General features: G+C 70.0%; 12 protein-coding genes and 1 pseudogene. 10 read left to right on the top strand and 3 right to left on the bottom strand.

Annotation, left to right across the window (positions count from 1 at the left end; genetic code table 11):
• Positions 1–9: 9 nt before the first annotated feature.
• Genes ACHMXA_RS33340 through gstA (ACHMXA_RS33330) form a run of 3 tightly spaced genes read right to left on the bottom strand, consistent with a single transcriptional unit; the run spans position 10 to position 2,321 of the window.
• On the bottom strand, positions 10–981 hold the full coding sequence (locus ACHMXA_RS33340; RefSeq protein ID WP_395321649.1) for a Bug family tripartite tricarboxylate transporter substrate binding protein: 972 nt from the start codon (positions 979–981) through the stop codon (positions 10–12).
• A 32-nt stretch (positions 982–1,013) separates the two neighbouring features.
• Complete coding sequence (gene gstA / locus ACHMXA_RS33335; RefSeq protein ID WP_176666438.1) at positions 1,014–1,661, bottom strand: glutathione transferase GstA; 648 nt, start codon at positions 1,659–1,661, stop codon at positions 1,014–1,016.
• 33 nt (positions 1,662–1,694) lie between these two features.
• Complete coding sequence (gene gstA, locus ACHMXA_RS33330; RefSeq protein ID WP_176666439.1) at positions 1,695–2,321, bottom strand: glutathione transferase GstA; 627 nt, start codon at positions 2,319–2,321, stop codon at positions 1,695–1,697.
• A 582-nt stretch (positions 2,322–2,903) separates the two neighbouring features.
• Between gstA (ACHMXA_RS33330) and ACHMXA_RS33325 the strand changes: the two genes are divergently transcribed.
• From ACHMXA_RS33325 to ACHMXA_RS33280, 10 genes and pseudogenes are all read left to right on the top strand, one after another.
• Positions 2,904–3,890 (top strand): tripartite tricarboxylate transporter substrate binding protein, encoded by a 987-nt coding sequence (locus ACHMXA_RS33325; RefSeq protein WP_256099081.1) that lies wholly within the window; start codon positions 2,904–2,906, stop codon positions 3,888–3,890.
• Positions 3,891–3,938: 48 nt separating this feature from the next.
• Positions 3,939–5,497: pseudogene (locus ACHMXA_RS33320) on the top strand (acetolactate synthase large subunit).
• A 44-nt stretch (positions 5,498–5,541) separates the two neighbouring features.
• Positions 5,542–6,336 carry an SDR family NAD(P)-dependent oxidoreductase gene (locus ACHMXA_RS33315; RefSeq protein ID WP_176666441.1) on the top strand — a complete coding sequence of 265 codons (795 nt, stop codon included), beginning with the start codon at positions 5,542–5,544 and terminating at the stop codon, positions 6,334–6,336.
• Between the two features lie 25 nt (positions 6,337–6,361).
• Positions 6,362–7,399 carry a WD40/YVTN/BNR-like repeat-containing protein gene (locus ACHMXA_RS33310; protein WP_395321646.1) on the top strand — a complete coding sequence of 346 codons (1,038 nt, stop codon included), beginning with the start codon at positions 6,362–6,364 and terminating at the stop codon, positions 7,397–7,399.
• A gap of 16 nt (positions 7,400–7,415) precedes the next feature.
• A complete protein-coding gene (locus ACHMXA_RS33305) occupies positions 7,416–7,934 on the top strand; it encodes a VOC family protein (protein ID WP_395321644.1) in 519 nt (172 codons plus the stop codon).
• Positions 7,935–7,989: 55 nt separating this feature from the next.
• Positions 7,990–8,592, top strand: coding sequence for an amino acid synthesis family protein (locus ACHMXA_RS33300; RefSeq protein WP_176666444.1), 603 nt, complete (start codon positions 7,990–7,992; stop codon positions 8,590–8,592).
• Between the two features lie 20 nt (positions 8,593–8,612).
• Entirely contained in the window at positions 8,613–9,485 is an 873-nt protein-coding gene (locus tag ACHMXA_RS33295; protein ID WP_395321642.1) for an alpha/beta fold hydrolase, read from the top strand.
• On the top strand, positions 9,482–9,778 hold the full coding sequence (locus ACHMXA_RS33290) for an NIPSNAP family protein (protein ID WP_176666446.1): 297 nt from the start codon (positions 9,482–9,484) through the stop codon (positions 9,776–9,778). Before ACHMXA_RS33295 ends, ACHMXA_RS33290 begins: the two co-directional genes overlap by 4 nt.
• A gap of 47 nt (positions 9,779–9,825) precedes the next feature.
• Positions 9,826–11,508 carry a bifunctional 3-(3-hydroxy-phenyl)propionate/3-hydroxycinnamic acid hydroxylase gene (locus ACHMXA_RS33285; protein WP_395321640.1) on the top strand — a complete coding sequence of 561 codons (1,683 nt, stop codon included), beginning with the start codon at positions 9,826–9,828 and terminating at the stop codon, positions 11,506–11,508.
• A 62-nt stretch (positions 11,509–11,570) separates the two neighbouring features.
• Positions 11,571–12,998: an NAD-dependent succinate-semialdehyde dehydrogenase gene (locus ACHMXA_RS33280; RefSeq protein WP_395321638.1), complete on the top strand. Its 1,428-nt coding sequence runs from the start codon at positions 11,571–11,573 to the stop codon at positions 12,996–12,998.
• Positions 12,999–13,009 lie beyond the last annotated feature (11 nt).

Genomic DNA, 13,009 nt, shown 5'->3' with positions numbered 1-13,009 from the left:
ACAGCGGCGTCAGTCCAGTGACACGTTGGCCTCGCGGGCCACGCGACGCCACTTGTCCAGCTCGGCCTGCAGCTTGGCGCGGAACTGCGGGCCGTCGGCCGCCGTCACCGCCACGCCGCGCGCATTGAGGCGCGATTCCATGTCGGGCGTGCGGATCACCTTGTCCAGCGCGGCGCCCAGGGTCGCCACCACGGCCGGCGGCGTGCCCGCGGGCGCGAACACGCCCATCCAGCCTTCGGCCACGAGCCCGCCGTAGCCCAGTTCCTGCAGCGTGGGCACGTCGGGCAGGCCCGGCAGTCGGCTGGGGGAGGGCGTGGCCAGGGCGCGCAGCTTGCCGGCCTTGATCTGCGGCAGTACCACGGCGGTGGTGTCGAAGGTGAAGTCCACGTCGCCGGCCAGCAAGGAGGTCATGGCCTGCTGGCTGCCCTGGAAGGGCACGTGCGCAGCCCGCGTGCCGGTGGCCTTCAGGAAGATCTCGCCGATCAGGTGGTTGGTCGAGCCCATGCCGAAGGACGAGTAGTTGAGCTTGCCCGGCTGCGACTTGGCGGCGGCGATGAGTTCGCGCACGTCCCGCACCGGCGAGCCCGTGGGCACGGCCAGCACGAAGCTCACGGTGCCCACCTCGATGATGGGGACGAAGTCTTTCAGGAGATCGTAGGGAGCGGTCTTGCGCGTGACCGGGTTGATCAGCAGTTCGGCGCCCGTGCCGAAGAAGAGCGTCTGGCCGTCGGGCCTGGCGCGTGCCACCGATTGGGCGCCGATGGTGCCGCCGGCACCCGCGCGGTTGTCCACCACGATCGACTGCCCGAGTTCCGGCGCCAGCTTCTCGGCGATCAGCCGCGCCGCGCCGTCGGTGCCGCCGCCGGGCGGAAAGGCGACCACCAGGTGGATGGGCGCCGAGGGAGAGGCCTGGGCGCAGACCAGCGCCGGCAGCAGGCAGGCGAGGGCGGCCAGGCAGGGGAGGCGTCGGAGCATGGGCATGGTCGGTCCTTGCGAGGGTGGCGAAGACGGGCTCAGTGCGCGACTGCGGCTGCCGCTGCAGCGCGCTCGCGTTCGCCCTGCGCGGCCGCGGCGGCTTCCGCGGCACGCACGCTGGGCCGGGCGCTGCAGCGCGCCAGGTAGGCCTCCAGGTCGGGCCAGCGCCGCGTGTCGATGGCATGCGCGCGCGTCCACATGGCGATCGTGTAGCAGTGCGCGTCGGCGATGGTGAAGGTGTCGCCGGTGAGGTAGGTGCGGCCCGCCAGCTGCTCGTCGACCCACTGCAGCTTGGCCTCGACGATGCCACGCGCGATGGCCTTGTACTCGGGCGGCGTGACGGCCTTGAACAGCGGCATGAAGCCGCCCTTGTGCAGGTCGGCCGCGATGAAGCTCATCCACTCCAGCACGCGGTAGCGCGGCAGTCCCGACGCGGGCAGGAGCGTGTTGCCGGGGCACTGGTCGGCCAGGTACTGCATGACGATGCAGCCTTCGCTCAGGTGCTGGCCGTCGGGCATCTCGAGCGTGGGCACGGTGCCCTTGGAGTTGACGCCGAAGTAGTCGCGGCCATCGGCCAGCCGCTTGGTCTTCATGTCGACCCACTCCAGCGCCAGGGGCAGCTGCAGTTCGCGCGCGACGATGTCCACCGAGAGCGAGCAGCCGCGGACTTCGTGATAGAGCTTCATGGGGTTCTCCGGGAATGGAACGGCGCCGGCGGCTCAGGCGGCCGGGTGGGTAGCGAGCTCGTCGCGCTCGTCGGCCAGCGCCGCCCGCACGCTGGGGCGCGCGCCGATGCGCTGCAGGTAGCCGTGCAGGTGCGGCCATTGCGCCAGGTCGATGGCGTGCAGCTCGGCCCACATCACGATGGTGAAGCAATAGGCGTCTGCCGCGGTGAAGCGCTGCGCGTGGAGGAAGCTTCGAGCGGCGAGCACCCGGTCGAGCCAGGCGAAGCGGCGCTGCAGGTTCTCGATGGCGATGCCGCGGTAGGCGGGCGGCGTGTTGGCGCGGAACAGCGGCGTGAAGGTCTTGTGCAGCTCCGAGCTCATGAAGCTCATCCACTCCAGCACGCGGTAGCGCTCCATGTCGAGGCTGCCAGGCAGCAGGTGGTCCGCCCCGTGGCGGTCGCACAGGTACTGAATGATCACGCCGCCCTCGGTGAGGAACTGGCCGTCGTCCGTCTCCAGCGCGGGCACCTGGCCCTTGGGATTGATGCGGTGGAGGTCACCGCCGTCTTTGAGCTTCTTGGCCCGCACGTCGACCCAGACGAGTTCGAGCGCGAGGCCGATCTCGCGCGCCACGATGTCGACGGCCAGTGCGCAGGTCCTGGGAGTGAGATAGAGCTTCATGGCAGCAAGGCGCCTCGCGGGGATGGAGGGGCGCGCCTGCGTGCCGGCAGACCCGGGATGAGCGCCGTTGCGGGCGCGGATGCGGTGCCGACCCGCTGCCCGCGCAGCGTTCTGGTGCAACGGTGCCCCGTTGTGTTGCATAGGGTCGAAGACATGGTCATGAAATTACTTCTATGCGATAAATATGCCATTCGATCTGGGCCGCACGTGTCGGTAGAAGTACCTGGATAGTTGACAAACGCTTGGTTGCGGCGCGCGTTTCGTGCCGGCGGTGACATCCTTTTCCCTAGGACGTGGTGCCTGAATCATCACTTATCACTATGCAGTAATACGTAGATTGTCGGCCCACACTCGCCCTGGAACGCCGATTGCTTGCTCATGTGTCACATGGACGAAAGTTGATCCTAAGGGAAACCACTAAAAGCCAATTAGATTGCTGAATTTCGTTTATTCGACAAATCAGCATATGATTCGGCGACCGATGAGTGTTCGGTGTCGTCAGTCGTCCATTGCCGCCCAGGAGCGTCCCCTCTGGCTCCTGGTGTCGGCCCCGTCTTCGCAGGGGTACCGAGGAATCGCGCAATGAATAGAAAGTCCGTTCTGCAGGTCTGTGGTGCCGTCGCCTTGGCGGCGGCATGCGGGCTGGTGTCGCCGCTGGCTTCGGCCCAGGGCAGTTGGCCCTCGCGGCCGATTCGCATCGAAGTGCCCTACCCGCCGGGCACGGGTCCCGACGTCATGGCCCGGCTCGTGGGCGAGGGGCTCTCCAAGGAGCTGAAGGCTTCCGTCGTGGTGGAGAACAAGGCCGGGGCCAACGGCATCATCGGCACCGCCGAAGTGGTGAAGGCGCCGGCCGACGGCTACACCTATCTGCTGGTCGACCGGCTCACGCTGACCGTCAACCCGCTGCTCTACCAGCCGCCCTACGACCCGAAGAAGGACCTCGTCTCCGTCAGCAACATCGCCGACGTGAACCTGTACCTGGTCACCAGCGCGCAGCTGCCGGCCAACGACTTCAAGTCCTTCATTGCCTATGCCAAGGCCAACCCGGGCAAGGTCACCTTCGGCACGGGCGGCGTGGGCAGCGTGATGCACCTGAACATGGAGCTGCTCGAATCTGGCACCGGGGTCAAGTTCCTGCACGTGCCCTACAAGGCCCTGGCGGAGGTGATTCCGGCCATGCTCGGCGGCCAGGTGGAAGTTACCTCCGGCGGCGTGGAGGCCATGCTGCCCTACGTGCAGAAGGGCAGCTTCAAGCTGCTGGCCGTGGGCGCGCCCACGCGCCAGGCCATCGTGCCGAACGTACCCACCATCGTGGAGGCGGGCGGCTCGGACATGCTGCTGTCCACCTCCTATTCCTTCCACGCGAAGAGCGGCGTGCCGCCCGAGATCCTGGCGCGCATGAACGCGGCGCTGACCAAGGTGCTGGCGCAGCCCGAGCTCAAGCGCTGGGCGGCCGAGCGCGGCCTGGGCGCCGGCGCCTCCACGCCCGCGGAACTGGACGCACGCATCGCCGTGGACAACGACCGCATCGGCCGCCTCGTGCGCGAGCGCGGCATCAAGGTGCAGTGACGTCGGTCGCTGCATTCCCAACACAGAAGCAATGAGAGGACATCGGCGATGACTGAGCAGACTGGCGCGCAGGCCCTGTGGGCAGCGCTCTCCGGCGAAGGGGTGGACACCTGCTTCGCCAACCCCGGCACGACGGAGCTGGACCTGGTGCGCGCGCTGGAAGGCCAGGACTCGATCCGCTGCGTGATCGGCCTGCAGGAGAACGTCTGCACCGGCGCGGCCGACGGCTACGGTCGCATGCTTGGGCGGCCCGCCGCCACGCTGCTGCACCTGGGCCCAGGCTTCGCCAACGGCATCGCCAACCTGCACAACGCACGGCGCGCGCGCACGCCGATCGTCAACCTGATCGGCGACCACACCAGCTGGCACCTGCCCTTCGATGCGCCACTGACCTCGGACATCGAGTCGCTGGCGCGGCCGGTGTCGGGCTGGGTGCACCGCATCGCCAGCACGGCCGATGCGCCGCGCGCTGCTGCCGAGTCCGTGCGCCAGTCGCTGGCCAACGGCGGGCAGGGCGCAACGCTGATCTTTCCGGCGGACTACCAGGCCGATCCGCTGCAGGGCGCGGCGGCCGATGCCGTTGCTCCGGCGCAGGCCGCGGCATCCACTGCGCCCATCGACATCGCCGCCTGCGCGCAGCGCCTGCGCTCGGCGCGCCGTATCGTCTTCCTGCTGGGCGGCGGTGGTGAACTCGGTGGCCTGGGCGTGCGGGCGCAGCATGCCGCCGCGCGGCTGTGCGCAGCGCTGGGCGCCACGGCCTATGCCGAGACCTTCCCGGCCCGCGCGGAGCGCGGCCAAGGCCTGCCGGCCTTCGACCGGCTGCCTTACTTTCCCGAGCCGGCGCGCGCCGTGCTCGATCCCGCCGACCTGGTGGTGCTGGCCGGCGCGCTGCCGCCGGTCACCTACTTCGGCTACGCGGGCCATCCCAGCCTGATGGTCGAAGCCGATCGCCTGCTGAGCCTGGGTGAGCCCGGCCATCCGGTGGCTGAGGCGCTGGAGCAGTTGGCCGATGCGCTGCAGGCCCCCGCTTTCGAAGCGCCGGTGCATCCGCTGCCGGCAGAGCCCACCGGCGCGCTCACGCCCGCGGCCATCGGCGCGGTGCTCACGCGCGCGCTGCCCGAAGGCGCCATCGTTTCCGTCGAAGGCGGCACCTGTGGCTATCCCTTCTATGCGGCGTCGGCTGCCGCGGCACCGCACACGACGCTGACCAACACCGGCGGCGCCATCGGCCAGGGCCTGCCCGTGGCGGTGGGCGCGGCCATCGCCTGCCCCGGGCGGCGGGTGGTGGGGCTGCTGTCGGACGGCAGCACCCAGTACACGATCCAGTCGCTGTGGACGATGGCGCACGAGCAGCTCGACGTGGTCGTGCTCATCGCCGCCAACCACCAGTACGCCATCCTGCGCAACGAGCTGCGCCGCGGCGGCGCCGCGCTGGGCGCGCGCGCCGAGGCGCTCACCGCGCTCGACTCGCCGCGCATCGACTGGGTGGGCCTGGCGCAGTCCTATGGCGTGCCGGCCACGCGGGCCGCCACGGCCGAAGAACTCTCGGTCCAGCTGCGTGACGCCTTCGGCGCCGCGGGCCGGCCCTCATCGAAATGGCGCTCTGAGCCGCAGGCCGGCGCCTTTCCCAACATCCAAGGAGCAATCGAACATGGATCTCAGACTCAAGGGCAAAGTGGCCGTGGTGACGGGCGGCAGCCTGGGCATCGGCCGGGCGGTGGCGGAAGCCTTCGCGGCCGAGGGCGTGCGCGTGGCCATCGTGGCGCGCAGCCAGGGCGCGCTGGAGGAAGCCGCGCGCGAAATCACCGCCAAGACCGGCGTGGAGGTGCTGGCCACCCCCGCCGACGTGAGCGACACCGCGCAGGTGCAGGCCGCGGTCGACAAGGCGGCGGCGCACTTCGGCCGCATCGACATCCTGATCAACGGCGCAGCCCATCCGGGCGGCCTGGTGCGCAGCGAGATCGAGAACGCCGACCCCGAAGGGCTGCTGCAGGACATCGACATCAAGGTGGTCGGCTACATGCGCTTCGCCAAGGCCTGCGCGGCGCACATGCGCAAGGGCGGCTGGGGCCGCATCATCAATATCGGCGGCCTCACCGGGCGCGGCAGCAAGCAGCTCTCGGGCATGCGCAACGTGGCCGTGGCGCACATGACCAAGACGCTGTCGGACCAGCTCGGCCCCTCGGGCATCACGGTCAACGTGCTCCACCCCGGCGTGGTCGAGACGCCGCACATCCACGAGCTCTACGCCAAGGAAGCCAGGCTGCAGGGCCTCACGCCCGCGCAGGTCGAGGCGAACTACGCCAAGGCCACGCCCATCCGCCGTGTGCTGCAGGTCAATGAGATCGCCGACGTGGTGCTCTTCCTGGCCTCGGACCGCGCGGCGGCCATCACCGGCGAATCCATCGCGGTCGATGGCGGCATCACGCGCGGCATCTTCCTCTGAGCCATCCATCCAAGGAGTCGCAGACATGAACGGAACCATTCTCGTGGGCACGGCAGGGCAAGGCATCCTGCGCAGCGTGGACGACGGCGCCACCTGGCACCGCCTGGGCCTGAAGGAGGCCATCGAATTCGACGGCACGGTACGCGCGCTGGCCGTGGACCCGTCGGACCCCAGCCGCGTGCTGGCGGGCGCCGACGCGGGCATCTGCCTGTCGATCGACGGTGGCGCGCACTTCCAGCGCATGGCCTCGCCGGCCGATGGCCAGACCGTATGGGCCCTGGCCTTCAGCCCGCTGGACCCGCAGCTGGTGTTTGCCGGCACCGGCGCACCTTCGCGGGCGCGCATGTACCGCTCGCGCAACGGCGGCCTGAGCTGGCAGCTGCTGGACGTGGAGCTGCCGGAGTTCTGCTCCGGCGTGCACCGCCCGCGCATCCTCACCATCGCCTTCCACCCGCAGCGCGCGGGCGAGGCCTGGTTCGGCGTGGAAGAAGGCGGGGCCTGGCGCACGCGCGATGCGGGCGACAGCTGGGAGCGCATCGACACGCCCGGGCGCGGCATCAACAACTCCGACATCCACGCCATCTCGGTGCTGCCGGCCACGCAGGATGCGCCTGCCAAGCACATCGTGGTCACCGTCAACTCGGTGTGCGAGAGCATCGACGATGCCCAGAGCTTCGTCTGCCATCCCTCCAAGGACCGCTTCGACGGCCTGTACTACACCCGCACGGTGCAGCCGCTGGACCCTGAAGGCCGCGAACTGCTGCTGGCCATCGGCGACGGCACGCCGGGTTCGCGCACGCGCATCTACCGCTCCGCCGACCGTGGCGAGACCTGGGCGCAGACGCTGCTGAACACCGCGCCCAATTCCACCGTGTGGGCCTTCGGCGGCCACGCGAGCGACCGTGGGCTGCTCTTTGCCGGCACCAAGTACGGCCACCTGCTGCGCTCCACCAACGGCGGGCGCAGCTGGTTCAAGGAGTGGCGCGACTTCAGCGAGATCACCTCGGTGGCCTGGACGCCCTTCGTGGCGCCGGTGCACGCGCATCCGCAGTCCATCCACTGAAGCACGGAGGCCGGCCATGAACACCCGCGACCCCGCATCCACCGACGGCACCGACGGCGCCGGCGACATTGCCGAAGAGGTTCGTCCGCGCATCCGCCGCACGCACCTGGCGCTGTTCGTGAAGGACCCCTTCGCCTCCGCGCCCTGGTACGAGGAGGTGCTGGGCATGCAGGTCACGGCGCGCGGGACGCGCTGGGTGTTCCTCTCCTTCGGGCAGAAGCACCACGACATCGCGCTCATCCAGGTGGACGAGCCCGAGGCCGCCACCCGCGGCACCGTGAACATGCAGCACTACGGCCTGGAGATCGAAGGCGGCCTGGACGACCTGCGCCGGCTCTACGGCATGTTGCTGCGCAAGAACGTCGAGGTGGTCAAGACCACCGACCACAAGGTGGGCTACGGCCTGTACTTCCACGACCCCGACGGCCACCGCTTCGAATTCTTCCTCGAGCTCGTCCATGACGACGAGGAAGCCAAGCGCCTGCTGGGCGAATACAACGCGCCCAGCAACGCCCTGGACCTGCAGCCGCTGTGAGCGACAGCCCGCTGCACATCCGTTCCATCCACTCCCATTTCCGCAAAAGATCATCATGAGCACCCCCGACCTCAGCGCCTTCCACATCCGCAAGTGGTACCTCCAGATCGAGGACACCCTGGCCGGCGAGACCGGCGCACCCGCCGACGGCGAGCCGCTGCGCAAGATCGTCATCGCCGCCTGCCTGCGCAACCCCTTCGCGGGCCGCTACGTCGAAGACCTGTCGTCCTGGATCGCGCCTTCGCCCGAGCTGGGCAAGGAGTTCGGCCGCCGCATCCGCGAGGCCGCGGGCGGGCAGGCCATCGAGAGCTACGGCAAGGCCTGCCTGGTGGGCATCGACGGCGAATACGAGCACGGCAACGCGCTGCTGACCAATCCCGCCGCCAACCCGGTGCGCGAAGGCGTGGGTGGCGGCAAGTCGTGGGTGCCTTCCACCGGCAAGCGCGGCGGGCCCGGCACCGTCATCGACATTCCGCTGGCGCACAAGGACGCGCTGTACGTGCGCTCGCACTACGACACCGTCTCGGCCATGTTCGGCGACGGCCCCAACCGCGACGAAGTGGTGCTGATCTGGGCCTTCGCCACGCGCGGGCGGCTCAATGCGCGCCTGGGCGGCCTGAAGGCCTCGGAGATCAAGGGCGAGGACGGCCTCGTCTGAGCGCCGCCGGAGCAACGCACATGCAGCGCCGCGATTTCCGCCTGAGCCACGATGGCCTGGGCTTCCACGTCACCGAATGGGGCGAGCCCGATGCCTGGCCGGTGCTGATGCTGCACGGCATCCGCGGCTATGCCGAGACCTTCGCGGGCGTGGCGGCCGCGCTGCAGCCCGGGTTCCGCGTGATCGCCTTCGACCAGCGCGGCCGCGGCGAGACCGACTGGGACCCGAGGCACGACTACTACACCGACACCTACGTCGCCGACGTCGAGGCACTGGTGACGCAGTTGGGCCTGCAGCGCTTCGACCTGCTCGGCCACTCGATGGGAGGCATCAACGCCATCGTGCATGCCGCGCGGAATCCCGGCCAGGTCCGGCGCCTAGTGATCGAGGACGCCGGCCCCGGCGCCTTCGACGCCAGCGACGGCGCCACCCGCATCCGCAGGGAACTGGCGAGCACGCCCACCGCCTTTGCTTCCTGGGACGAAGCCGCCGCGTTCATGCGCGCGCTGCGCCCCACGGTGACGGAGGAAGCACGCCAGCAGCGGCTGCAGAGCATGCTCAAGCCCATGAGTGGCGGCGGCTTCACCTGGCGCTACGACCACGCGGGCATCGCCGCCACGCGCCTGAACCCCGACCCCACCCGCCAGGTGGACCTTGCCGCATACGTGAGGCAGCTGCAGTGCGAGACCCTCGTGGTGCGCGGCGGCCGCTCCGACTACCTGCAGCCGGCCATGGCCGAGCACATGCGCGCGCTCAACCCGCGAATCTCCACGCTCGAGATTCCCGATGCGGGCCACTACGTCCACGACGACCAGCCGGCGCTCTTCGCCGAGGCCGTCACCACCTTCCTGAAGCGGCCCGAGGCGGCCGCCGCGGGCCAGTCCCATCCATGATCCACGAACTCAGAACCTACACCCTCGTCCCCGGCGGCGTGCGCGACTACCTGCGCATCTACAACGAGTGCGGCCGCGAGCTGCAGACCCGCACGCTCGGGCAGCTGGTCGCGTTGATGACGCCCGAAAGCGGCGACATCAACCAGCTGGTCTTCCACTGGGCCTTCGACAGCCTCGAAGAACGCGCGCGCCGCCGCACCGCGCTGATGGCCGACCCGGCCTTCGCGGAATTCCGCAAGCAGGTGCGCCACCTGCTGGTGCGCCAGGAGAGCCGGCTGCTCTCGCCCGTCTGAGGCGCTCGCGCAGGCCGCCGTTTCCGTCCCAGTCCCAAGGAGTTTTCATGAGCGCTTCCGTGGAAGCCCCCGTCCTCATCATCGGCGCCGGCCCGGTCGGCGTGACGCTGGCCAACCTGCTGGGCACCTACGGCGTGCAGACCCTGGTGGTCGAGCGCAGCACGGCGGTGTTCGACTTTCCGCGCGCCGTGGGGCTGGACGACGAGGCCCTGCGCACCTTCCAGGCCACCGGCCTGGCCGAGGAGATGCTGCGCGACATGATCCAGAACGTGCCCATGCGCATGTACACCGCGCGCAAGCAGTGCTTCGCCGAGATCCTGCCCAGCACGCGCGAGTTCGGCTGGTTCCGCCGCAACCTGTTCTCGCAGCCCCTGGGCGAGAAGACGCTGCGCCGCGGCCTGGCGCGCTTCGACCACGTGCAGCTGCGGCTCGGCATGGAGCTGGTGGGCCTGGTGCAGGACGAGACCGGCGTTACCGCCACCCTACGCGACGAAGCCGGTGCCGAGCATCAGGTGCGCGCCGCCTATGCGGTGGCCTGCGACGGCGGGCGCAGCGCCGTGCGCGAGATGCTCGGGCTGTCCTACGAGGGGCGCACCCACCCGGCCAAGTGGGTGGTGATCGAATGCGACCAGGATCCGCTCGACGCGCCCTACACCGCGCTGCACTGCGACCCCGAGCGCCCCTACGTCTGCCTGCGCCTGCCCTACGGCCTGCGGCGCTGGGAGTTCATGCTCTTTCCCGGCGAGGATGGCGAGCAGATGCTCGCGCCCGACAAGGTGCGCGAGCTGCTGGGCCGCCACGTGGCCGACCCGGCGGCGCTGAACGTGATACGGGCGCGCGTGTACACGCACAACTCGCGCGTGGCCGGCAGCTTCGTCGCGGGCCGCGTCTGCCTGGCGGGCGATGCCGCGCACATCACGCCGCCGTGGATCGGCCAGGGCCTCAACGCCGGCGTGCGCGATGCCTTCAACCTCGGCTGGAAGCTCGCCTGGATCCTCCAGGGCCGGCTGCGGCCCGAGCTGCTGGCCAGCTACCACGACGAGCGCCATGCCCATGCCAAGGCCATGATCGACCTGGCCGACACTTTCGGCGCCGTGCTGTCGCAGCGCAACCCGCTGCTGGCCTGGGCGCGCGATCGCTTCTTCATGGCGATCCGGAACATTCCGAAGGTGCGCGACTACGTGCTGCAGATGAAGTTCAAGCCCATGCCGCGCTTCGCGAAGGGCATCGTGCGCAACAGCGGCGTGGCCGGGCGCGACGCGCTCGTGGGCCGCATGTTCATCCAGCCCAACGTGGAGCGCGAGCGCGGCCTGCCGCGCAAGCTCGACGACGTGGTCGGCGCGCGCTTCGCGCTGCTGAGCTGGCGCTGCGATGCGCTGGCCGGCGCGCCCGCCGCGCTGCACGCGCAGCTCGCTCGGCTGGGCTGCGACCACTATGTGGCCGTGCGCTCGCGCAGCATGGGCAACGAGGCCGGCTCGCCGATGCCCGGCCAACTCTCGGGCACGGTGATCGAGGACCTGGAGAACACGCTGCACTTCTGGTTCCACGGCAAGGACGTGGACTGGGTGCTGATCCGCCCCGACCGATTCATCGCCGCCGTCGGCCGCCGGGCCGACGCCGCTGCCGAACTGGGCAGCTTCTGCGAAGCCGTGCTGGCCCCCGACGACACGGCGCGGCCGCAGTCCGCGGCCAATCAATCCCTCGTGCAAGCCGAGGCCCTGGCGGCCTGAAGCTCGCGCGAACCGCGCCCAAACACCCGCGCCCAAACGCCCGCGCAGCGGGCCCTCCCACCATGTACCCAGAACTCTCGCTCTACATCGCCGGCCGCTTCATCGACGCGCAGGGCCGGCGCACGCAGGCCGTGCACGATCCCGCCACGCTGCAGCCCCTGGGTCTGCTGCCGTGGGCCGAGGCCGAAGACGTCGAGGCCGCCGTGCAGGCCGCCCATGCGGCTTTCGCCGGCTGGCGGCGCGTGTCGCCGCTGGAGCGCTCAGACCTGCTGCGCCGCGTGGCCGCGCTGGCGCGTGAGCGCGCGCCAGAGATCGGCCGCGCCATGACGCTGGACAACGGCAAGCCGCTGGCCGACGCCGTGGCCGAGGTGATGAACGCCGCCGAGCACGTCGAGTGGCATGCGGAAGAGGGCCGCCGCGTCTACGGCCGCGTGGTGCCCGCGCGTCAGCCCGGCGTGCGCCAGCTGGTGGTGCGCGAGCCGGTGGGCGTGTGCGCTGCCTTCAGCCCGTGGAACTTTCCCTTCGGCCAGGCGATGAAGAAGGCCGCCGCCGCCATCGCGGCTGGCTGCCCCATCGTGCTCAAGGGGCCGGAGGAATCGCCCAGCGCGCTGGTGGCCATGGCGCGGCTCTTCCACGATGCCGGCCTGCCGCCGGGCGTGTTCAACCTGCTGTGGGGCGTGCCGGCGGACATCTCGCGCCAGCTCATCGAGTCGCCGCTGGTGCGCGTGGTCTCGTTCACCGGCTCGGTGCCCGTGGGCCGGCAGCTGGCCGCGCTGGCCGGCCTGCACATGAAGCGCATGACCATGGAACTGGGCGGCCATGCGCCGGTGCTGGTGTTCGACGATGCCGACGTGGACGCCGCCGTGGCCTTGCTGGCGCGGCTGAAGACGCGCAGCGCCGGCCAGGTCTGCGTGTCGCCGACGCGCTTCTACGTTCAGTCGGGCATCCACGATCGCTTTGCCGCCGCCTTCGCCGATGCGCTCGGCGCGGTCAAGGTGGGCCACGGCCTGGAGGATGGCGTGCAGATGGGCCCGTTGATCCACGAGCGCCGTTTCCAGGCCGTGCAGGCGTTGGTGGACGACGCCCAGGCGCGCGGCGCCGAACTGCTGGCGGGTGGCACACGCATCGGAGTGCAAGGCCACTTCCACGCGCCGACGCTGCTGGCCAACGTGCCCGCCGATGCGCGCGTCATGCACGAAGAACCCTTCGGCCCCGTCGCCGCGCTGTCGCGCTTCGACACCGTCGACGAGGCGCTGCAGCAGGCCAATGCATTGCCCTTCGGTCTGGCGAGCTATGTCTTTACCCGTTCGCTGCAGACCGCGACCCGCGTGGGAGACGGCCTCGAGGCCGGTATGGTGAACATCAACCACTCGGGCATGGCGCACCCGGAGCTGCCCTTCGGCGGTGTGAAGGACAGCGGCTTCGGCAGCGAAGGCGGCACCGAATCCTTCGACAGCTTTCTCAGTACCAAGCTCATCACCCAGATCTGAATCGGAACCCC

This window comes from Variovorax sp. UC74_104 (assembly GCF_044055375.1).
Lineage (GTDB): Bacteria > Pseudomonadota > Gammaproteobacteria > Burkholderiales > Burkholderiaceae_C > Variovorax.
This window is presented reverse-complemented; position numbering and strand designations above follow the sequence as displayed.

Bases quoted from the DNA above. Each gene is read 5' to 3' on its own strand.
- ACHMXA_RS33295 (WP_395321642.1), top strand. From the start codon at position 8,613: ATGCAGCGCCGCGATTTCCGCCTGAGCCACGATGGCCTGGGCTTCCAC.
- gstA (WP_176666438.1), bottom strand. From the start codon at position 1,661: ATGAAGCTCTATCACGAAGTCCGCGGCTGCTCGCTCTCGGTGGACATC.
- ACHMXA_RS33290 (WP_176666446.1), top strand. From the start codon at position 9,482: ATGATCCACGAACTCAGAACCTACACCCTCGTCCCCGGCGGCGTGCGC.
- ACHMXA_RS33280 (WP_395321638.1), top strand. From the start codon at position 11,571: ATGTACCCAGAACTCTCGCTCTACATCGCCGGCCGCTTCATCGACGCG.
- ACHMXA_RS33300 (WP_176666444.1), top strand. From the start codon at position 7,990: ATGAGCACCCCCGACCTCAGCGCCTTCCACATCCGCAAGTGGTACCTC.
- ACHMXA_RS33285 (WP_395321640.1), top strand. From the start codon at position 9,826: ATGAGCGCTTCCGTGGAAGCCCCCGTCCTCATCATCGGCGCCGGCCCG.
- ACHMXA_RS33325 (WP_256099081.1), top strand. From the start codon at position 2,904: ATGAATAGAAAGTCCGTTCTGCAGGTCTGTGGTGCCGTCGCCTTGGCG.
- ACHMXA_RS33310 (WP_395321646.1), top strand. From the start codon at position 6,362: ATGAACGGAACCATTCTCGTGGGCACGGCAGGGCAAGGCATCCTGCGC.
- ACHMXA_RS33340 (WP_395321649.1), bottom strand. From the start codon at position 981: ATGCCCATGCTCCGACGCCTCCCCTGCCTGGCCGCCCTCGCCTGCCTG.
- ACHMXA_RS33305 (WP_395321644.1), top strand. From the start codon at position 7,416: ATGAACACCCGCGACCCCGCATCCACCGACGGCACCGACGGCGCCGGC.
- ACHMXA_RS33315 (WP_176666441.1), top strand. From the start codon at position 5,542: ATGGATCTCAGACTCAAGGGCAAAGTGGCCGTGGTGACGGGCGGCAGC.
- gstA (WP_176666439.1), bottom strand. From the start codon at position 2,321: ATGAAGCTCTATCTCACTCCCAGGACCTGCGCACTGGCCGTCGACATC.